Annotated in this window: 15 protein-coding genes, 11 tRNA genes and 1 rRNA gene; 26 read left to right on the forward strand and 1 reads right to left on the reverse strand. The window is 46.1% G+C overall.

Annotated features, from left to right (window positions below; genetic code table 11):
• Positions 1-139 precede the first annotated feature (139 nt).
• The 21 genes from rrf (at position 140) to AM231_RS29230 (ending at position 14,818) form a co-directional block, all read left to right on the forward strand.
• A 5S ribosomal RNA gene (rrf, locus tag AM231_RS20385) occupies positions 140-256 on the forward strand.
• A 10-nt stretch (positions 257-266) separates the two neighbouring features.
• A tRNA-Asn gene (locus tag AM231_RS20390) sits at positions 267-342 on the forward strand.
• Positions 343-345: 3 nt separating this feature from the next.
• Positions 346-421, forward strand: a tRNA-Thr gene (locus tag AM231_RS20395).
• A gap of 39 nt (positions 422-460) precedes the next feature.
• Positions 461-535, forward strand: a tRNA-Glu gene (locus tag AM231_RS20400).
• Positions 536-670: 135 nt separating this feature from the next.
• Positions 671-746 (forward strand) — tRNA-Val (locus AM231_RS20405).
• Positions 747-800: 54 nt separating this feature from the next.
• Positions 801-875: transfer RNA gene (locus tag AM231_RS20410), tRNA-Gln, on the forward strand.
• Between the two features lie 68 nt (positions 876-943).
• A tRNA-Lys gene (locus AM231_RS20415) sits at positions 944-1,019 on the forward strand.
• 14 nt (positions 1,020-1,033) lie between these two features.
• Positions 1,034-1,117: transfer RNA gene (locus AM231_RS20420), tRNA-Leu, on the forward strand.
• A gap of 6 nt (positions 1,118-1,123) precedes the next feature.
• Positions 1,124-1,198, forward strand: a tRNA-Gly gene (locus AM231_RS20425).
• Between the two features lie 4 nt (positions 1,199-1,202).
• Positions 1,203-1,279, forward strand: a tRNA-Arg gene (locus tag AM231_RS20430).
• Positions 1,280-1,300: 21 nt separating this feature from the next.
• Positions 1,301-1,374, forward strand: a tRNA-Pro gene (locus AM231_RS20435).
• An 11-nt stretch (positions 1,375-1,385) separates the two neighbouring features.
• A tRNA-Gly gene (locus AM231_RS20440) sits at positions 1,386-1,459 on the forward strand.
• A gap of 281 nt (positions 1,460-1,740) precedes the next feature.
• A complete protein-coding gene (ppc, locus tag AM231_RS20445) occupies positions 1,741-4,527 on the forward strand; it encodes a phosphoenolpyruvate carboxylase (RefSeq protein WP_054404282.1) in 2,787 nt (928 codons plus the stop codon).
• 245 nt (positions 4,528-4,772) lie between these two features.
• Entirely contained in the window at positions 4,773-5,342 is a 570-nt protein-coding gene (gene sigW / locus AM231_RS20450; protein WP_053491328.1) for an RNA polymerase sigma factor SigW, read from the forward strand.
• Positions 5,343-5,566: 224 nt separating this feature from the next.
• The gene (locus AM231_RS20455; protein WP_053491329.1) at positions 5,567-6,181 is read left to right on the forward strand and encodes a zf-HC2 domain-containing protein; all 615 of its coding nucleotides are present in this window, start codon (positions 5,567-5,569) and stop codon (positions 6,179-6,181) included.
• Between the two features lie 325 nt (positions 6,182-6,506).
• On the forward strand, positions 6,507-7,337 hold the full coding sequence (gene cdaA, locus AM231_RS20460) for a diadenylate cyclase CdaA (protein ID WP_053491330.1): 831 nt from the start codon (positions 6,507-6,509) through the stop codon (positions 7,335-7,337).
• A complete protein-coding gene (locus tag AM231_RS20465) occupies positions 7,330-8,790 on the forward strand; it encodes a CdaR family protein (RefSeq protein ID WP_054404283.1) in 1,461 nt (486 codons plus the stop codon). Before cdaA ends, AM231_RS20465 begins: the two co-directional genes overlap by 8 nt.
• Positions 8,791-8,829: 39 nt before the next feature.
• On the forward strand, positions 8,830-10,170 hold the full coding sequence (glmM, locus tag AM231_RS20470) for a phosphoglucosamine mutase (protein ID WP_054404284.1): 1,341 nt from the start codon (positions 8,830-8,832) through the stop codon (positions 10,168-10,170).
• 723 nt (positions 10,171-10,893) lie between these two features.
• Positions 10,894-12,726 (forward strand): glutamine--fructose-6-phosphate transaminase (isomerizing), encoded by a 1,833-nt coding sequence (glmS, locus tag AM231_RS20475; RefSeq protein ID WP_054404285.1) that lies wholly within the window; start codon positions 10,894-10,896, stop codon positions 12,724-12,726.
• Positions 12,727-13,500: 774 nt separating this feature from the next.
• On the forward strand, positions 13,501-14,475 hold the full coding sequence (locus tag AM231_RS20480; protein ID WP_082341760.1) for a class I SAM-dependent methyltransferase: 975 nt from the start codon (positions 13,501-13,503) through the stop codon (positions 14,473-14,475).
• A 178-nt stretch (positions 14,476-14,653) separates the two neighbouring features.
• Positions 14,654-14,818 (forward strand): hypothetical protein, encoded by a 165-nt coding sequence (locus AM231_RS29230; protein ID WP_165593449.1) that lies wholly within the window; start codon positions 14,654-14,656, stop codon positions 14,816-14,818.
• A gap of 121 nt (positions 14,819-14,939) precedes the next feature.
• Here AM231_RS29230 and AM231_RS20485 read toward each other — a convergent pair whose 3' ends face one another.
• The gene (locus AM231_RS20485; RefSeq protein WP_054404286.1) at positions 14,940-15,776 is read right to left on the reverse strand and encodes a helix-turn-helix domain-containing protein; all 837 of its coding nucleotides are present in this window, start codon (positions 15,774-15,776) and stop codon (positions 14,940-14,942) included.
• A gap of 209 nt (positions 15,777-15,985) precedes the next feature.
• On the opposite strand from AM231_RS20485, the gene AM231_RS20490 reads away from it, so the two are divergent.
• The 5 genes from AM231_RS20490 to gnpA all read left to right on the forward strand — a co-directional run bounded on the left by AM231_RS20490 (position 15,986) and on the right by gnpA (position 21,618).
• Positions 15,986-17,344, forward strand: a complete 1,359-nt coding sequence (locus AM231_RS20490; RefSeq protein ID WP_054404287.1) for a carbohydrate ABC transporter substrate-binding protein — start codon at positions 15,986-15,988, stop codon at positions 17,342-17,344.
• Between the two features lie 94 nt (positions 17,345-17,438).
• Positions 17,439-18,332 (forward strand): carbohydrate ABC transporter permease, encoded by an 894-nt coding sequence (locus AM231_RS20495; RefSeq protein ID WP_054404288.1) that lies wholly within the window; start codon positions 17,439-17,441, stop codon positions 18,330-18,332.
• 12 nt (positions 18,333-18,344) lie between these two features.
• Positions 18,345-19,238: a carbohydrate ABC transporter permease gene (locus AM231_RS20500; RefSeq protein ID WP_053491340.1), complete on the forward strand. Its 894-nt coding sequence runs from the start codon at positions 18,345-18,347 to the stop codon at positions 19,236-19,238.
• 10 nt (positions 19,239-19,248) lie between these two features.
• Positions 19,249-19,428, forward strand: coding sequence for a DUF6903 family protein (locus AM231_RS20505; RefSeq protein WP_053491341.1), 180 nt, complete (start codon positions 19,249-19,251; stop codon positions 19,426-19,428).
• Between the two features lie 15 nt (positions 19,429-19,443).
• A complete protein-coding gene (gene gnpA, locus AM231_RS20510; RefSeq protein WP_054404289.1) occupies positions 19,444-21,618 on the forward strand; it encodes a 1,3-beta-galactosyl-N-acetylhexosamine phosphorylase in 2,175 nt (724 codons plus the stop codon).
• Positions 21,619-21,779 lie beyond the last annotated feature (161 nt).

Here is a 21,779-nt window from a genome sequence, read left to right on the forward strand (position 1 = left end):
GGTAGATAGGTTGGAGGTGGAAGTGCAGCAATGCATGGAGCTGACCAATACTAATCGGTCGAGGGCTTATCCTAAATATTTCAATGTGTTGCAAATACGTTTCGTATCTAGTTTTCAGGTGATCAAGCATCTGAATCCGTTTGGTGGCGATGGCGGAAGGGTTCCACGCGTACCCATCCCGAACACGACCGTTAAGCCTTCCAGCGCCGATGGTACTTGGACCGCAGGGTCCCGGGAGAGTAGGACGTCGCCAAGCGGATACATATTCCCTGATAGCTCAGTTGGTAGAGCACTCGACTGTTAATCGAGTTGTCACAGGTTCGAGTCCTGTTCGGGGAGCCACTTGCTTCCATAGCTCAGTAGGTAGAGTGCATCCATGGTAAGGATGAGGTCACCGGTTCGATCCCGGTTGGAAGCTCCAGATTCGACTTGTTGAAATGGACATGCAGCATGACATTGTGGCCCGTTGGTCAAGGGGTTAAGACACCTCCCTTTCACGGAGGTAACAGGGGTTCGAATCCCCTACGGGTCACCATTTACTTTAAATGCTTCAAGGGATGAGAACCACCACGGTTTGTCGGAGCATCAACTTCGTAAGCTTAGACTTCGCAGTCTCGAACGAAGTGAGAGTATCCCCTACGGGTCAACACAATTACTTTAATCCGAATATGGAGGCTTAGCTCAGCTGGGAGAGCATCTGCCTTACAAGCAGAGGGTCGGGGGTTCGATCCCCTCAGCCTCCACCATATAACTTGAAATTCCAACGGGAATTAATGAGTTGCAAAGATATTTAACGATTTTGGGGATTAGCCAAGCGGTAAGGCAACGGACTTTGACTCCGTCATGCATAGGTTCGAATCCTATATCCCCAGCCACTTCATTCCCTAAAATGAAGTTAAGCTTTGAAGGTAATCCGGGTAATCACCGGAGGCTCCTGAAATGCGAGCCATTAGCTCAGTTGGTAGAGCACCTGACTTTTAATCAGGGTGTCGAAGGTTCGAGTCCTTCATGGCTCACCAGTGTTTTATCTTGTGCGCGTGTGGCGGAATTGGCAGACGCACTAGACTTAGGATCTAGCGTCTTTGACGTGGGGGTTCAAGTCCCTCCACGCGCACCATTTATTGCGGACGTGGCTCAGCGGTAGAGCATCGCCTTGCCAAGGCGAGGGTCGCGGGTTCGATTCCCGTCGTCCGCTCCATTATGCGCCCTTAGCTCAGCTGGATAGAGCGTTTGACTACGAATCAAAAGGTCGGGAGTTCGAATCTCTCAGGGCGTGCCATTCTTTACAAAAGTTTAATATCGGGATGTAGCTCAGCTTGGTAGAGCACCTGGTTTGGGACCAGGGGGTCGCATGTTCAAATCGTGTCATCCCGATTGTTACATCTGCGGGTGTAGTTCAATGGTAGAACTCCAGCCTTCCAAGCTGGTAGCGTGGGTTCGATTCCCATCACCCGCTCCATACATAAGCAGGACATCACCTTGTGTGATGTTTTTTTACATATTCATACGACTGTCCTGCGAAGAGTTAATGTGATAAAGAAACAAAGAAACTGAGTCGTATCGATCGTTTGTATTACGAGAGTCATGATGAGGTAGCTGTCATGAGCTTGAGTTTTGTCAATTTGGCTAATTTTTTCGCCTGTAAAATGCAGATTTTCATGCGCTTTTATTGTATGATATTAGGAAGGCATTAAGTCCTAGAGATAAACTGCTGAAACGGGTTGAGATGGGAGGAGTAGCATGACTGAACTTACTGTAACGGCAAAGAGCAATTCCAACAATCTGCTGCGGCGAGATGTACGGTTTCTCGGCAACATTCTCGGAGAAGTTCTTGTCCATCAAGGAGGCAATGAGCTCTTAGAAATAGTTGAGAAAATTCGCGAAACGAGTAAATCGTTGCGATCCGTATTCCTGCCGGAATTGTTTGCAGATTTCAAAAGGATCATCAGCACACTAGAACCCGACATTCGCCATCAGGTGATTCGCGCGTTTGCTATTTATTTTCAATTGGTTAATATTGCTGAGCAAAATCATCGCATACGCCGTAAACGTGATTACGAGCGTTCTGCAGGGGAGAGCGTTCAACCTGGGTCCATTGAAAGTGCGGTTCAGGATTTAAAGGAACGTAATATTCCGTTTGAAGAAGTTCAAGAGATTTTGGGAAGCCTATCCCTTGAACTGGTGATGACAGCTCATCCGACAGAGGCGATGCGTCGGGCTATTCTGGACATCCATAAACGGATTGCAGACGATGTCATGCAATTGGACAACCCGACATTGACATTCCGTGAGCGAGAGCAGCTTCGGGAGAAACTCCTGAATGAAGTGATCACCCTGTGGCAAACCGACGAGCTTCGTGACCGTAAGCCAACGGTTCTTGATGAGGTCAGAAACGGGATGTATTATTTTCACGAGACTCTGTTTCACATTCTGCCAGAAGTTTATCAAGAACTGGAGCGCTGCCTAAGCAAATATTATCCGGGTCATCATTGGCACGTTCCAACCTATTTACGTTTCGGTTCGTGGATTGGTGGCGATCGGGACGGAAATCCGTCAGTGACGGCGGACATCACATGGAAAACGCTTGAAATGCAGCGGAAACTTGCGATACGTGAATATCAGCGGATTCTACGCCAATTCATGAAATACCTCAGCTTTAGCTCCTCTATTGTGAGTGTATCGGATGAATTGCTTCAATCCATTGAAAAAGACCGCGAGCATGTGACACTGAGGAAGATGGAAATTTGGCACAATGAGAAAGAGCCTTATCGTGTAAAACTGGTATATATGTTAGCTAAAATGAATCATGTTCTGGATGAGGACATGACAGGCAGCGAGCGTTACCAGTCGCCAGAGGAATTTATCGAGGACTTGAATATCATTGATCGAAGCTTACGTTTCCATTTTGCTGACTATGTAGCAGATACCTATATTCAGAAGCTGATTCGCCAGGCCGAGCTGTTTGGATTCCATACCGCAACGCTGGATATCAGGCAGCATAGCCAAGAGCATGAGAATGCCATGACTGAAATTCTTCGTAAAATGAATGTGACGCAGGATTACCCGAAATTAAGTGAAGATGAGAAGATTGAACTACTCAATAAATTGCTTAATGATCCTCGCCCTTTAACTACCCCATATCAAGAGTACAGCGACAGTACTGAAGAATGTCTTGAAGTATTCCGAACGGTATTCCGGGCACAGCAGGAGTTTGGCGTGAAGTGCATTTCAAGTTATTTGATCAGTATGTCAGAGGGCGCTAGTGATATTCTGGAAGTGATGGTATTTGCTAAAGAGGTAGGACTCTTCCGCAAAGACAATGATGGCACTGTCGTGGCTACACTGCAGGCTGCCCCGTTGTTTGAAACCATAGAAGATCTTCATGCAGCTCCTGATATTATGAACAAAATCCTGAGTCTGCCGATTTATCGTGAAGCAATTACCGCGATGAACGACTTGCAGGAGATTATGCTGGGCTACTCCGATAGTAATAAGGATGGCGGAGCCATTACAGCAAACTGGGAGCTTCAAGTAGCACTTAAGAAAATTACAGACGTAGGCAATAAATACGGAATTAGAGTGAAATACTTCCACGGGAGAGGCGGATCGCTTGGTCGCGGAGGCATGCCTCTAAATCGCAGTATTTTAGCCCAGCCGGCATCTACGATTGCAGGAGGTATCAAAATCACGGAGCAGGGCGAGGTTATTTCCTCACGTTACTCTTTGAAAGGTATCGCATATCGCAGCCTGGAACAGGCAACTTCTGCGCTGATCACAGCCTCTCTTCATGCTCGCTATCCTGAAAAGGAATCGATCGAAAAAGATTGGGAAGAAATCGCAGCCAACATCTCTGCGGTATCACAGAAGAAATATCAGGATCTGATATTCCGTGATCCGGATTTCCTTAGCTTCTTCAAGGAATCCACGCCGCTTCCTGAGGTGGGAGAACTTAATATCGGCTCCCGGCCATCCAAGCGTAAGAACAGCGACCGTTTCGAGGACCTCAGAGCCATTCCTTGGGTGTTTGCTTGGACTCAGAGTCGTTACCTGCTTCCGGCATGGTATGCGGCTGGTACGGGCTTACAGAGCTTCTACCAAGGCGATGAAGAGAATCTAAAGGTGCTCCAGAAGATGTATGAGAGTTATCCGTTCTTTACGTCATTGATCAATACGCTGCAGATGGCACTTGCTAAAGCAGACCTGATCATCGCTAAGGAGTATTCCCTCATGACGAAGGATGATACCGCCCGCGAGCGAATCTTCGGAATGATTAAGAATGAATTCAATCTGACGCAGGAGCTAGTTCTCAAAATTACAGGACAACAGGATATTCTGGATAACCAGCCAGTCTTGCAGGAATCGATTCGACTCCGTAACCCTTATGTCGACCCGCTCAGCTATTTGCAGGTGCAATTGCTCAATGAGCTGCGGGAACTCAGGGAACAGGAGCAGGATGATCCAGATCTGCTGCGGGAAGTACTGTTGACCATCAACGGTATTGCAGCAGGGCTTCGTAATACCGGTTGATTCCTTACAAATGCTATGAGGTTTTGAAGGGATAGTAATTAGGCGGGGCTCCCTAATGGGGCCCCGCTTTTTTATCGATCAGGCCGCTTGTTACCTTCGAAGGATAGGGATGGGAATATCCGCTCTAGGAGATTACCCGGAAACCGGGATTCTTTTTGAATTATTGTTGATTTTTAGAAACAGTTGAATTACCATTTGAATGATGCTTATTTTTACGTTACCCATCAGACCATTCTGGGGGAATTATGGTGGACAATTTAGATGTAAGACTGGCAAAGCTGGCTCGAAAAGGGGACCAGAGAGCTTTTGCCGAAATTGTAGAGCTGTATAAAGACAAGATTTTTCATTTGGCTTACCGAATGCTGAGCAATCGGCATGAAGCTGAGGATGTTGTGCAAGAAACATTTTTACGCGTCTATAAGAATCTGGACCGATATGATGAGAATCAGAAATTCTCTACTTGGATATACCGAATCGGTACGAATCTTAGCATTGATCGGCTTCGTAAACGTAAGCCTTCTTTCTCGCTGGACGCGGACCTGAACGAAAGTGAAGGCATGGACGGCTACTCCCTCATACCGAGCGATAACCGTACACCAGAAAGCGAAATGCTGTTGTCCGAGACACAGCGCATTATTCATCAGGCGATAGACGGGCTTCCCGCCAAGTACAAGACCATTATGATTCTAAGATACATACAGGATCTATCACTGCAGGAGATCAGCGATATTATGGACTTGCCGGTAACAACGATTAAAACACGAGTACATCGTGGACGTGAATTTTTACGAAAAAAACTGGAGTTTAAATTGTGAGGGGAAAATCGCCTATCGTCGTTCTCTGAGGAAGAGAGATCGCCTTGAAGGGCGCTTTTTTCTTGCGATGATAGGGAAATTAAGTTTTCGTAACTTTTTTTGATAATTCCTCAAATAATTGAAACATCCTTGATTCCGGCGCGTATGAACAATTAAAGCAAGTCTTATGCCTCTACGGGGGGATAGACCCAGCAAAGAGATTGAACGAAAGGATTGGCTCACAAATGGATTGCAAATTTGCTATCTCTTTGATGCATGATTATCTGGATAATGACTTGTCCGACCCGCAGCAGTTGGAATTGCAGAAGCATTTGCTGGATTGTGCTGACTGTCGGAATTACTTCGAAAAGCTGGAGCATACCGATATGCTTCTTTATTCCCTAACTCATCATGCAACCAAGCCATCAGATGATTTAACAGAACGTATTATGGGCATGCTTCCAAAGCCTAAGAAACAAAAAGTCTGGGTCCAATGGGTTAAGAATCACCCGGCACTTACGGCTGCTGCTCTGTTTTTGGTCGTCATGCTCTTTAGCACCATCAGTTTTTGGAGTCAGGATAGTCAACTGGTTGTGAAGAGTGATGAGTTCGAGAAGCTGGTGATTGAAGGGGATACCGTCATTATTCCTCAAGATCAAATCATCACGGGAGATCTTACGGTTGAGAATGGAAAAGCGAAAGTCTATGGGCAGGTTAATGGCAATCTGACCGTGATTGACGGAGAACTATTTCAAGCTTCCACCGCCCATATAGCCGGTCAAGTGAAAGATATCGATAGGGCCATGGACTGGATATGGTACAAAATTTCCAATCTGTTTACAGATGCCGCTTACCGATAGGTGAAAATCGCAGCTTACTGATAAAAGCGCCTCTTTTCAGAGAAAAGATGGCGCTTCTTTTGTTGATTTTTCAGTTTTAACCCGAAAAGCGGGGCTGGTCCGCTTGCATCGGAAAGATTAACGTTATAACCTAGAGAGTGTAGAGTACATACTACATATATAGTCGCTAATACTTTATTTAAAGAGGAGCATGTTTTTGAAAAAAAGTTCCTGCATGAATCATAAGAATGGTGGAGAGAAGGTTGACGTATCGACCTTAGCGATCATCATAGAATAACCGGACTTATGTGAGTCCGCACTTAAAGGAAACGACGGGGGTTGCTGTATGGAGTATTTCACAGATATGACCTGGGGTGAAACCGTTAAAGATATCATCGATATCCTTATCGTTACTTATATTGTATACCATATGATTCTGCTCGTCCGTGGTACTCGTGCGGTCCAGTTGCTCAAAGGGATTTTCGTGCTGGTGGTCATCTGGGCGCTGAGCACGTGGTTTGATCTGTACACGCTCAAGTGGCTGATGAATCAGATTTTTACGTATGGTGTATTTGCGATCTTTATCATTTTCCAGCCGGAGCTAAGACGAGGTCTCGAGCAGCTTGGCCGAGGAAAGCTGTTTGGGCGGATGTCGGATATCGATGAGGAAACTAATAAATTAATCAGCGAAACCATTAAGTCCGTTAATTACTTGTCGCGTCGGAAAATCGGGGCTCTTATTGTATTTGAGCGGAAGACGGGACTCAATGAATATGTAGAATCAGGAATCCGAATGCAGTCCATGATCAGCTCGGAGCTGTTAATTAATATTTTTATTCCTAACACACCGCTTCATGATGGAGCGGTAATCGTTCAGAACGGACAAATCGCAGCTGCCGGATGTTATTTGCCGCTCTCGGAGAATCCTTTTATCAGTAAGGAATTGGGAACAAGGCATCGTGCCGCTATTGGAATTAGTGAAGTGGGAGATGCCATTTCGATTGTGGTGTCTGAGGAGACCGGGCAAGTGTCTTTGGCCTTGAATGGACAAGTTGTTCGGGATATTAAAGAAGAATCTCTAATTTCAAAACTGTATGAGGAGCTTCGTCCTGCCGCATCCATAAAGGAAAAACGTTCTTTTTTCTGGAAACGGAAGGGGAAAAACAGCGATGGATAAATGGATTAAGAACAATACGGCCAGTAAATTAATCGCTTTGGCAGTCAGCATTTTATTGTGGGCCATTGTCCATATGGACAGCGGCGCTCCTGCGCCACCTACGGCTTTTTATGAAACAAGAGTCATTGAAGGGGTCGAGATCCAAACCTATGGATTTGATGACAGTGAATATGCCTTGACAGGCATTGATAAGGACCGCGTGAATCTTGAGGTACGGGGAAAAAAATCCAATATTGCGCTTTTGACTGATGAATATAAAGTGAAGCTCGATTTGAGTAAGGTCAAGGAACCAGGTACGCATACGCTGCCGTTGACATATTCCATTCCGAGCGGCGTAGAAATGATATCGATGGAGCCTTCACATGTTACGGTAACAGTGGAACCAAGGGTATCGAAATCGGTTACGGTAAGTATTGGAACGAAAGGCGTGCCAGCTAAAGATTACCGGGCCGGGACTCCTGTGTTGATTGATTCCAGACAAGTCACGGTGACACTTCCTGAATCATCAATGGCTCAGCTGGGGCAAGTCAAAGGCATCGTGGATTTGGATGGCGCTAAGGAGAAGGTAACCGACAAACGCGTCAAGCTGGTTGCATACGATAAAGCAGGCGCCGAGATGAAGGATGCAGTTATAGAGCCGGGAACAGTCGCGGCTGAGGTCCCGATTGAACCCGGGTTTGTCGTCCTGCCTCTGGAACTGCAATATACCGGGCAGATGCCGGAAGGGTTGGTATTGTCCAAGGTAGATACAAAGGTAAAAGAAGTCAAGCTCTTCGGCAGCAAAGAAGCAATGGCAGGAGCAAAGACCTATATAGAAGCAACGATTGACTTGGGAAAAGTTAGAAACTCGGGAACAACAGTGCTTACGGCCGACTTGACGTCGCCCGAAGGTTTTGAGAAAATCGAGCCGAGCACTGTCAATGTGGATGTTACAGCAGTGTCATCGCATGGCGAACGGGTCATTACAGGGATTCCCATAACGCTAACAGGAGTAGCCTCGGGTTTGGACGCAGTCATAACTGAACCGAGGGTACAGACCATTTCCCTAACGCTCACCGGTGCTCCTGATTTGCTGAATAGTCTGGAGCCCGCAGATATTGGGGTCACCGCCAACGCAGCAGGTTTGAAGGCAGGCGTGCATGAAATTCCATTACAGATCACGCTGCCTCATTTTATTAATCGTGCGGATTCGGATCGTCTTGTCATCAAGGTGGAGCTGAAGGATGACTCTAAGCCGGTGACTACGAAACCGGAGCAAGGCTCTAACCATGAAGATACGGATAAGGGCAAGCCAAGTTCACCAGAAACAGGCTCAGGTAATGACCATACGGAGAATACGGAAACACCTCCAGCAAGCGAGAATCCGGACCATACAGGTACCGGAGATAACTCCGTCCATCCGCCAGAGGAAGAGACGGACGATGGGAGAACCGAAAGCGGAATCAACGAATGATGGATCATATCGAAGAGTAGATAAAGGAGTATATCAAACATGGGGAAATATTTTGGTACAGATGGAGTAAGAGGGGTTGCAAATCAGGAATTAACAGCAGAAATGGCTTACAGTATCGGTCGCTGTGGCGGCTATGTGCTTACAGGAGATAAAGAGAAGCCAACCGTCATCATCGGTATGGATACGCGTGTATCCGGGGCGATGCTCGAGTCGGCTTTGGTTGCTGGCTTGCTGTCCATCGGTGCCCATGTCATTCGCCTGGGTATCGTGAGCACACCAGCGGTGGCTTATATAACAAGACTGTTAAAAGCCGATGCCGGTGTCATGATCTCGGCTTCACACAACCCGGTACAGGATAACGGTATCAAGTTCTTTGGTGGCGACGGCTTCAAGCTGTCGGATGAGACAGAGCTGAAGATCGAAGAGTTGATGGATGCGGAAACGGATAATCTGCCGCGTCCCGTTGGAACTGAGCTAGGCGAAGTACTGATTGATAATGAAACCAAATATAAATATTTGGATTATCTAAAAACAACGGTCACGAACCGGTTCGACGGCTTGAAAATCGTCCTGGACTGTGCCAATGGGGCAGCATACGAGCTCGCTCCTAAGCTGTTCCGTGAATTAGGTGCTGATGTGGTAACGATCGGTGCCGAGCCGAATGGATTGAACATCAATGATCACTGTGGATCGACCCACCCAGAGAAGCTGGTCGAGGCTGTACTGGAGCATGGTGCTGATCTCGGGCTGGCTTTTGATGGAGATGCGGACCGCCTTATTGCGATTGACGGAAAGGGCGAGGAAGTAGACGGCGATTTCATTCTGTGTATTTGTGGTGATGCCATGAACCGCAGTGGTAAACTTAAAGAAGGCACCGTCGTTTCAACAGTAATGAGTAACATTGGTTTCTATAAAGCATGCGACAGCTTGAAGCTAAAAACGGCGAAAACCGCCGTTGGCGACCGTTATGTCATGGAAGAAATGCGCCGTGGCGGGTACAACCTGGGTGGAGAGCAATCCGGACATGTCATTTTCCTGGATCATAACACGACTGGAGATGGGATCCTGACAGGAATTCAATTGGTTGATACAGTGGTATCTTCCGGCAAATCTCTGTATGAGCTGAAGAGCAGCATGCGCAAGTACCCGCAAGTGCTGGTTAATGTTCGTGTTGGCGATAAGAGCAAATATCAAGGCAATGCGGTTATTGAGTCCGCTATTGCTGAGATTGAAGGCATCTTGGGCGATAACGGCCGTGTCCTGGTTCGTCCATCGGGAACGGAATCTCTTATCCGCGTTATGGCGGAAGGTCCGGATAAAGAGGAACTTGATCGTTACGTGACACAAATCGCTGATGTCGTGGAGCGGGAATTGGCGTAAGTCTAAGGGTGGATTTTTCAAGGAAAGCAAACTAATATCTGTCAGGCCAGTGAACTATGCCAATCGGGTTCACTGGCCTGATGCTTTTTCTAAAAGCCAGTTGAATGAAAGCGCAACACCTCCTGTCCTGTCTGAAAATGTTAGGTTTTTAACAGTGTTTAAGAAGATAGGCCATTTGGAGTCATTTATGGGGTTAACCGTACGCAGAGCTTGGGTACTGCTATGAAGCGGCCGAGTTGCCAAAGTGATAACGCATGAATATAATAAAGAATGTCATTCATATACAGAAAGCGAGGATCGTGAGGTTATTTCAAGTTTCATAAGCGCCAGAGCTTGTACCTGCGCGGGGATTGGTTATAGCCATGATAAGGATAACCAAACGGCAGAACGCAAGTTGACGAGGTAGAGGTGTTCGATTATTCGGCGGGGACCTCTCGGTCTTGCACCAACCGTAAGCGGATCACGGAAAAGGAATGGGCGACCGTTCCCACAACGTATTCGCGGGTGCTAAACATTACTCATACACAAAACATGAATATGCGATCTGGAATACGGCAGCGCGGTGGAAGAAGATTGCATTCATGTCTAATCAACTATATATCCTAATGTTTTTTTGAACGTTGATAATTGAATAGTCATTCTTCTTTCCGGATACCGCACAGGAGCTGCCGTGTTCTATTTCCGCCTAACTATTATAGGGAAATCGAACGGAGGAATTATACTATGTGTGGTATCGTCGGATATATTGGTAATCAGAAAACGCAAGCAGTGCTGATCGAGGGATTGAGAAAGCTGGAGTACCGCGGGTACGATTCAGCAGGGATTGCCGTTTTTACGAATGAGGGACTGCGTGTGGCGAAAGCGCAAGGTCGTCTTGCCAATCTGGAGGAGCAACTGGAGTCTGCACCACTTGTGGGAACTGCGGGTATCGGCCATACCCGCTGGGCAACACATGGTCGTCCATCGGACGTGAATTCGCATCCGCATACCGATGAGAGCCAGAAGTTCTCGGTGGTTCATAACGGGATCGTTGAGAACTATCTGGAGCTGAAGGAAGAGCTGATCAGCCAAGGACACCATTTTGCTTCGGAGACTGATACGGAAGTTATTTCCCATCTCATTGCCCGTGAATATGACGGAGATATCGTGAAGGCTGTGCAGAAGGCGATCTCTTACATGAGAGGTGCATTTGCGCTTGGTGTACTGACTGAGTACGAGCCAGATCGCTTGGTGGCTGTGCGTCAAGCTAGTCCACTTATTATCGGTCTTGGCGAAGGAGAGAACTTCATCGGTTCTGATATTCCGGCTATTTTGAAATATACTCGTAACGTTTATATTCTCAACGATGGAGAGATGGCACTGCTGACGGCAGATGCTGTCGAATTAATGACCATTGAGGGGAACTTTATTTCTCGGGAAATGATTCGTGTCGACTGGGATGCCGTGACAGCGGAAAAAGGCGGATTCGATCACTTCATGCTGAAGGAGATCCATGAGCAGCCTAAGGCATACCGGGACACCATGCTGGGCCGTGTGGATGAGAGCGGACGATCAGTGGTTCTGCCAGAGCTGAAGCTGACCCAGGAGCAGATCAAGAACATTCGTAATGTTCAGATCGTGGCTTGCGGCACAGCTTACCATGCCGGGCTTGTGGGACGCAGCGTGATTGAAGAGCTGGTACGTATTCCGGTTGAAAATGACGTAGCTTCCGAGTATCGTTACCGTTCGCCTATCGTGACACCGGAGACACTAGTGATCGTGGTCAGCCAATCTGGCGAGACGGCAGATACCTTGGCTGCGCTTCGTGAAGCGCAAAGCCATGGCGCCCATGTCCTTGCTATTACGAATGTGGTAGGCAGCTCGATTGCCCGTGAAGCCAACGATGTGCTTGGCACCCTGGCTGGTCCAGAGATTGCCGTAGCGTCCACGAAGGCGTACACCTCGCAGTTAATTGCGTTCTATCTGTTTGGTCTGTACTTGGCTCAAGTACGCGGTACGATGACGGAGGATGCGGTTGCTGAAGTGATTGCAGCGATGGAAGCACTGCCTGAACAGGTAGAGTTCATGCTGAATAGTGCAGAATCGATCAAGGGATATGCCGAGCAAATTGCGAAGCATGACAACCTGTTCTTCATCGGCCGTGGCCAAGACTACGCCGTAGCACAGGAAGGTTCCCTCAAGCTCAAGGAGATCTCCTACATTCATTCCGAGGCCTATGCTGCCGGCGAGTTGAAGCATGGTACGCTTGCCCTGATTGAAGAGGGAATCCCGGTGATTGCCTTGGCAACCCAGGAATCCGTACTTGAGAAAACGGTAAGCAACATCAAGGAAGTGAAGGCCCGCGGAGCCGAAGTAATGGCCATTACGTATGAAGATCATGTGGCTGGCCTGCTGAAATCCGTCGACCAAGCCTTCGCCATTCCGAAGACGCTGCCGATCTTGACGGCAGCCTTGTCTGTCGTACCTCTGCAGCTGCTTGCCTACTACGCATCGCTTGCTCGCGGCAACGACGTCGATAAGCCACGTAACCTGGCGAAGAGCGTGACGGTAGAGTGAGGTAGGGAGCGGATAGAGAAGTTAGGTGTCATGTGATAAAAAAGTGTGGAACTAACATGTAATTTAATTAATGTATCTAGAGGGTAGCCTGAGATAATAATTCGGGCTGCCCTCTTTTTAAATGTTATTCATAACTTATAATCACTTTGTGCATTTAAAAGGCAGCCTGTTTTTAGGGCAAACTTTCGTCATGGTAAATTGTTTTGCCATCAAATCTACCTCTCGCACATAATTCTAATAATGTACGGCGAAACCATAAGCTTGGATTATCAGTTTTAATTTTTCAGACATTCATTGTTTTGGTTCTTTTGGTAATACAAGATAAAGTGGCTCAGGCAGCATTGTTTTCGTATTTAAACGGGAATCTTCTATGGGAAGTGACATATAGAAATATCAACTAATCCTCTCGCGGTTAAATCTATTAGCCTTTCCGTAGATTCTTCAATTAGTTAGATACAGACATTTGGAAACTGTTCGTTATAGATTCTAAAAAGTGGAGGTAAAACATGTCCTCCTGTAATAGCTGTTGAGCCAATCTTTTTAATTTCACCTCGTAATTCCTTCCTTCCGTTCAAGGATCTCACGTCTTAGATCGTCGTATATTTCTAATGCATACTCAAATAGTCTCATGTCCCATCCATAGTATTTGGCTATTAATACAATACTCCTCCATAGCCTTTGGCTATTAATATAATAGATTATATATCTTAGTCGAATAGATGTTTATAGATTATGATGAAAATAACAATATTTCAAAATTAAGAGGTGTAGTATATGAGTTCTGTGAATGTTTGGAATGCGGATTTGTATGATAAGAAATTAAGCTTTATATCCAGTTATGGTAAAGGAGTAGTTGAGCTACTTAAACCACAAAGGGGAGAGAAAGTACTTGATTTGGGATGTGGAACGGGAGATCTTTCATACGAAATATCTAAGTCAGGTGCGATTGTGAAGGCACAAAACCGTACTGAATTATCAGGAAAGCTAACAAACGTATTAGATTCTAGATCGTTAACAAACTCTCACAAAAGGCTTGCTGAAATATTGACTGAAGGTATGACGGTTCTTGATGTTGGCTGTGGCACAGGAGCGATTACACGTGGAATAGCAGAAGCAGTAGGTCCTAAAGGTCGTGTTGTAGGAATTGATAGTAATTCAAACCTAATTAAAAAAGCCCGCCAAGCCCATGATAAAATACCAGGATTATCATTTGAAACTGGTGACATCTATAAACTTAACTATGAAGAACAATTTGACATTGTTACCTCCTCCAGGGTGTTAGTATGGCTTTCCGATCCGTTAAAAGCAATGAAAATGATGAAATCTGCGGCTAAAATTGGTGGGCGTATCTTGATTGCTGATTATAATCATGAAAAGATATCCTGGAAACCACAGCCTCCTTCCAGTATGCTTTCTTTCTATTCTGCTTATTTAAAATGGCGTTCCGATGCAGGTATGGATAATTCGATTGCAGATAACCTTCCTGAAGTGTTTCAAAAAGTTGGTATTAAAGAAATCTCTATATCCCCTCAACATGAAGTAACAAAGCGAACAGACCTTGATTTTCAAACTCGCATTGGAATATGGGCTGATACTGCATCAAGCAGAGGACCTCAAATGGAAAGAGACGGGTTTATCACTGAAAAAGAATATGTGAAAGCAGAAAAAGAATACCGGGAGTGGATGACTCAGGATGCACAATCTTTAACGATGTATATGTTAGCAGTTGAAGGTGTGAGACTCCTTTAATTCAATAAAACTCGATTTTTAAACGGCTTATTGTTACTAATTTCAAGGGAAAAATATGCTGTCCATATTCGGCAATTGGGCGCGATTGTTTTTTTATTTATCGTAAAATGCTGGCTTGTGAGGAATTTTTGATTAAACTTACTTTCAAAGTAACACAAGTCGAAGAGGTTAAGGCAAAATGTCGACAAGAATCCAGGAAGTTTCCAGTAACGAAGACGTACATCGGGGTTTCCGATTTGACGCCGTAAACGTTTGTCAATTCCCTGTCGATTCACTGACTGGAGTGCTCCGCGTCGTCTGCGACATCACGATCAAGCCGCCGGCGATGATCAAATGGGAATAATGAAAGAAACTCCGAAAACCACTACATTCAAGGGTTTTCGGAGTTCTTTTTAGGCGATGGTATATCTAGGATCGGCGAGCCGAGGTAGTAATTCGGATTTCCCTCTTTACTGAATGTAAAACTAAACCCGCTTCGACTGACTTCGGTAAGCGCTTGGAGTTAAGCCACAGGTTCGGCGGAAGCTTTGGGAGAAATAGCTTTGAGAGGAGAAACCGGTGGACTCGGCAATTTGAGAAATGGAAAGATCCGTGGTTTCAAGCAATTCCTTGCTCGCACGTAGTCGAACCTCATTTAAATAATTAATGGGTGACATCCCATAAAATCTGGCAAAGGTGTGCGACAAATAATATTTACTGATGTGCGCCTTGTCTGCCAGTGAGTCGAGCGAGATATCTTCTGCATAATTGGAGTCGATGTACCGCTTGATCCGGCTGCATACCTTATTAGCCCTTTGGGTAGCCACAACGGAGAAGGGGTGACTGGAGCTCCGCATTAAGCTTATGATGACAACCTCGAGTAAGTTTTGACAGATGGCCTCATAATTCTCTTCCTTGTTTTCTGTTTCCCGCAGCATCGCATTAAAATAGAACAATAGCTCATCTCTCTGATTCCAATAATTGATGATCTTATGATTTAGGCTGCCGCTTCGATTCCCAAAATCAAAGCTCATTCCCTCAACCCCGAGCACCACATATTCCAGAGGATCACTGCTAACGGAAACCTCGGTATGCTCCACATTCGGATTCACGATGACAAGGTCATCCTGCTTTACCGGATAAATATCGTCCTCGACAATGAAATTCCCCTGACCGCTTCGGACATAGAACAGCTCGGCAAAACTATGGGTATGACGGATACTGAACCAATCTCCTTCATAAATGGAGGAGCTGACATAGATTAGCTTTGCGGGAATCTCCCCACGTCCTTTTCCAGGAAGCCAATAGCGTACATTCCCCATATGTCCCCGTCCTTTCTAAATGATTTGCTATGAATAATTTGATCGATTTTTATTTATAAACTTATTATAATAGCAAGATATCTAAAATCAACGGCAACATGTATGTAGATGAAAAACAGCCCGATAAGATAAGTTAGAAGGGTAAGAAGAATTTTGAAAGCGATTACGTTACATCACCAAAAAAAGAAATATCGAGGGGGAATGAATGTATGAAAAAGATTCTTAGCCTTGCAATTACGGCAGCATTAACTCTTAGCCTTGCAGCATGTGGCGGTTCTACAGAAAGTGCTTCTGGTACGACTACGGATTCATCGGATACAAAAGCAAACTCCGGTGAAACGCGCACACTTAAGTTAGCTGCTTTGGAAACCGCTTACGGTGCTGATGTATGGAAAGAGATCACAGCCGCATTCGAAAAAGCCACTCCAGGTGTAAATGTTGAAACGACCATCGATAAAAATATTGAGGATGTCATTGGACCCGGTATGAAATCGGGCGATTTTCCGGATGTCATCCATTTGGCCACAGGTCAGGTCAAAGGCTTGACCGAAACCTTCGTAAAAGATAATAACTTGACCGATCTGACGGACGTGCTGTCTATGACGGTTCCAGGTGAAGAAGTTACCGTGAAAGATAAGCTAATCCCGGGCTTTACTGATACGACGATTACCAATCCTTACAATGACGGTAAAACGTATCTTATGCCGATGTTCTACAGCCCTACCGGTTTGTTCTATAACGCAGGTCTATTTGAGCAAAAGGGCTGGGAAGTTCCAACGACTTGGGATGAAATGTGGGCTTTAGGCGATAAAGTCAAAGCGGAAGGCATTTCATTGTTCGCTTATCCGATGCCAGGTTACTTTGATTCCTTCTTTTATGCTTTATTGAACGAAGTGGGCGGAGCAGATTTCTTCAATAAAGCAACGAGCTACACCGAAGGAATATGGGAAACGGCCGAAGCTCAGCAAGCATTTGATCTGATTTCTAAACTAACGACAACCTACACGGAAAAAACAGTTCCGGCAAATGCCAACAAAGACAATTTTACTAAAAACCAGCAGTTAATTTTGGATAACAAAGCGCTCTTTATGCCAAACGGTACTTGGGTCGTCGGTGAGATGAGCAAGGCTCCTCGCGCGGATGGGTTCAAATGGGGCTTCACAGCATTGCCGGCCTTGAAAGATGGCGGCGACCGTTATTCTTACACCTTCTTTGAACAAATCTGGGTTCCTGCCAAAGCAGAAAACGCGGATCTGGCAAAACAATTCATCGCTTATCTGTACTCCGAAGAAGCAGCGGCTATTTTTGCCAAAGTTGGCGCGGTTCAACCGATTAAAGGCATGTCCGACAAGTTGGACGGAGACAACAAGCTCTTCTACAGCATCTATGATAATGGCGCTAAGGCCGCTATGGGCGCATTTGCTACAACGGATCCCGTTGAAGGCGTGAACATTTCAGACACGGTATTCCGTTCCATTGATTCCTTGGTGACAGGTGCCAAGACGCAGCAAGAGTGGGTTGACGGAATCATTAAAGCTAGTGATGAACTTCGTGGTGCATTGAAATAATTAAGAGGGCGGAAGTCTTAAGAATATCTCAGAATAAATGGTGGCAGCCTGTGCTGGCCACCATTATTCTGACCGTATGAAGGAGAGAGAAACCATGGATACGAAAAAAGGAAGAGGACGTTTTATCTTCTTCTGTCTAGCACCTGCCGTTCTCCTTTTCGTTATTTTTTTAATCATTCCTACAATTGATGTTTTTCGGATGTCTTTATATAAGTGGGGCGGCTACACCGATAACAAGACCTTTATAGGCTTTCAGAATTTTAGCAAGCTGTTTCAGAGTGATAAGTTCTATCAGACCTTTCAGAACAGTGTTCTGCTCATTGTGATCGTTACGATCGTGACCTTTGCCTTCGCGCTCTTGTTTGCATCGATGCTCACTCGTGAAAAGCTAAAGGGGCAAAACTTCTTCCGCGTTGTCTTCTATATTCCTAACATTCTGTCAGTGGTCGTTATTAGTGCAATCTTCTCTGCGATTTACGACCCGAACAGCGGGCTTTTGAACGCATTCCTGAACTTGTTTCGCGGATTTCAAGGGGAGCCCATTCTATGGCTGGGAGATCACAAAATCGTTATTTTTAGTCTTGCAGGCGCTATGATTTGGCAGGCCATCGGCTATTACATGGTCATGTACATGGCAAGTATGGCCAATATCCCCGAGAGCCTATATGAATCGGCCGAGCTTGAGGGTGCAGGCCGGATGACTCAGTTCTTCGAAATTACGATCCCATTAATCTGGACGAATATCCGTACGACGCTCACCTTTTTCATCATCAGTACGATTAATATGAGCTTCCTGTTCGTCATGACGATGACGAGCGGAGGGCCCGATGGTGCAACCGAAGTATTCCTGAGCTATATGTACAAAGAAGCGTATACCAACTCCTCGTATGGCTACGGAATGGCCATCGGCGTAATTGTGTTCCTATTTTCATTTGCACTCGCCGGCATCCTGAACGCAGTTACCAGACGAGAGCATTTGGAATATTGAGGAGGGAAAACGATGAAAACAGACAACCGCTCTCTCCAAGGCGTTAGCAACAAATTATATAAAGGCTTGATTTATGTTGTGCTGATTGCTTTAGCCATCATCATCCTTATTCCTGTTCTATGGGCGTTCATGGCCTCCGTCAAACAAGACAGCGAGTTTTATGGTAACCCCTGGGCGCTCCCGGTTGGAATTCATCTTCAAAACTTTGCCGATGCCTGGCTGAAGGCCAAAATGGGTTCTTTCATGCTTAACTCTGTGTTGGTGACGGTCTTCGCACTGGCAATTCTGTTGATTGTCGCGTTACCGGCGGCGTATGTGCTGTCACGATTCAAATTCAGAGGAAACGGAATTTGGACTACGATGTTTATGGCCGGCTTGTTTATTAATGTCAACTATATCGTCGTTCCTATCTTTCTCATGCTCAACAACGGAGACAAGGCACTTCGCAGTGTTCTGGGACATCCCGTCTTGCTAAACAACCTGTTTGTTCTGGCTATTGTTTATGCTGCAATGTCACTGTCTTTCACGATCTACCTGATGTCGGGATACTTTAAATCCCTGCCTAAAGAATACGAGGAAGCCGCATCCGTGGATGGCGCTGGTTATTTCCGCACCATGGTGCAGATTATTATGCCGATGGCTAAACCCAGCATTGTAACGGTTATCCTCTTCAATTTCCTATCTTTCTGGAATGAGTACATCATCTCCATGACCCTCCTGACCAAACCGGCCCTCAAAACATTGCCAGTCGGCTTGATGAACCTGATGGCCGCACAAAAATCGGCGGTGGAATACGGTCAGATGTATGCAGGTCTTGTACTAGTCATGCTGCCAACGCTGATTATTTATATGCTGGTGCAGAAGAAGCTTACCCAGGGCATGACCATGGGCGGGCTGAAAGGATAAGGTGCTTACGATGAATGATTTCCTAAAGAATTATCTGCGTACTTTGTTGATGCTGATTGTTTTTATCGTCGGGGTCGGATTGGTTATTGTCGGGCAAAAGGACATCGGTGCTCCCGGACTAGGGCTTATGCTGCTGGGGCTTGCTATGCTGATCACGCTGCTGTGGCTATACAACCGTAAATATAAATAAAGGAGTTTTCCATCCATGAATACAAAACGAGGACGTGTGACGATACCTACTGATATTGACGTCATTCCGCAAACGCTGGAGATCATGAAACGCTGGGGAGCGGACGCTGTCCGCGACTGCGATGGCACTGAATTCCCAGCCGAACTGCAGGATGTCGATGCCAAGGTCTATTCCACTTACTATACAACCCGGAAGGATAACACATGGGCCAAAGCCAATCCAGACGAAATTCAGCAAATGTATTTGATGACACCGTTTTATACGGCAGAAGGCGGGAGCCTGTCCATTCACCTCATGAAGGGTCTTTATCCGGACATGCTCAAAGTGAACTCCCACGACGATATTCAGCGCTGGTGGGAAGTCGTCGATCGTACGACCGGAGAGGTCGTTCCGATCGAACAATGGAGCTATGACGACCAAACCGGCCATGTGACCATTTCAACTCATCCGTTCCATGATTATACCGTTAGTTTTTTGGCTTACATTATGTGGGACCCGGTTCATATGTACAATGCGGTCACCAACGATTGGAAGGACTTCGAGCGTCAAATGACCTTTGATGTTCGCCAGCCGAAAACCCGTGAATTCACGATGCAGCGGATTCGTAAATTCATTGACGATCATCCTTATGTCAACGTCATTCGATACACAACCTTCTTCCATCAATTCACACTCATATTCGATGAGCTTGCTCGGGAGAAATACGTAGATTGGTACGGTTATTCGGCGTCTGTGAGCCCCTATATCCTCGAACAGTTTGAGGAGGAGGTCGGGTATAGGTTCAGACCTGAATTTATAATCGATCAAGGCTATTACAACAACAACTATCGGATCCCCAGCAAGGAGTTCCGAGATTTCCAAGCATTCCAGCGGCGCGAAGTGGCAAAGCTGGCTAAAGAAATGGTCGATATTACCCACGAATATGGTAAGGAAGCCATGATGTTCCTGGGTGATCATTGGATCGGCACCGAGCCGTTTATGGAGGAATTTGCTTCGATCGGTCTTGATGCCGTAGTAGGCAGTGTAGGCAACGGTTCGACGCTAAGATTGATCAGTGACATTCCCGGCGTTAAATACACGGAAGGCCGTTTCTTGCCTTACTTTTTTCCCGATACCTTCCATGAAGGTGGAGATCCCGTTAAAGAAGCCAAAGTGAATTGGGTTACCGCCAGACGCGCGATCCTTCGTAAACCCATTGACCGGATCGGCTACGGCGGATATCTGAAGCTTGCCCTTGATTTTCCAGAGTTTGTTGACTATGTAGAAAGCGTTACGGATGAGTTCCGTACCCTCTATGACAACGTGCAGGGGACGACACCGTACTATGTTAAAACGGTAGCCGTGCTTAACTGTTGGGGTAAAATGCGGGCCTGGGGCAACCATATGGTCCATCACGCACTGTACTACAAGCAAAATTACAGTTATGCCGGCATTATTGAAGCACTTTCCGGGGCGCCTTTCGATGTGAGATTCATCAGCTTTGACGATATTAAAGAAGATCCTTCCGTTTTAGATGGAATTGATGTGATATTAAATGTTGGTGATGCGGATACAGCCTATACGGGCGGGGAGTGGTGGCTCGATACCGATATCGTTACCGCGGTAAAAAGCTTTGTTCATAAAGGCGGCGGATTGATTGGTGTTGGCGAGCCCACAGCGCATCAAGCCCAAGGACGCTTCTTCCAGCTGGCAAATGTTCTCGGCGTAGAAGAAGAACGCGGCTTTACCCTGGGATACGATAAGTATAACTGGGAGGAGCATGATCATTTCATTACAGCGGATTGCAAAACAAATCTGGACGGAAGCAAGGAAATCGACTTTGGCGAAGGCAAAAAGAATATTTTTGCCCTCGAAGGCACTACGATTCTCCGTCAAAAGGACAAGGAAGTTCAACTCGCAGTGAATGAATTCGGTCAGGGGCGAAGCGTATATATTAGCGGTTTGCCGTACAGCTTTGAGAACAGCCGCCTATTGTACCGTGCGATCCTTTGGAGCGCCAGCAGTGACCATGAGCTGAACCGCTGGTTCAGCGAGAACTATAATGTAGAAGTTCACGCCTATGTAAAGAACGGCAAATACTGCGTGGTGAACAATACGTATGAGCCGCAGGAAACGGTCGTTTATCGCGGTGACGGTTCCAGCTTCTCACTGAAGCTGGAAGCGAATGAGATCAAGTGGTACGAGATTTAAAATGTGGCCCATTGTAAATAGAAGAGGTTGTCCCGGCAAGAGGAACATGATCCCGGGACAACCAATGTACTGAAAATCCAGATGAAAACCCAAAAGGAGTTGGTGGTAAAAATTATTTGCAAGCGCTTACGTGTTATGTAAGGCAATTTGAAACCATAGTA

The organism is Paenibacillus solani (genome assembly GCF_001277345.1).
GTDB lineage: Bacteria > Bacillota > Bacilli > Paenibacillales > Paenibacillaceae > Paenibacillus_AQ > Paenibacillus_AQ solani.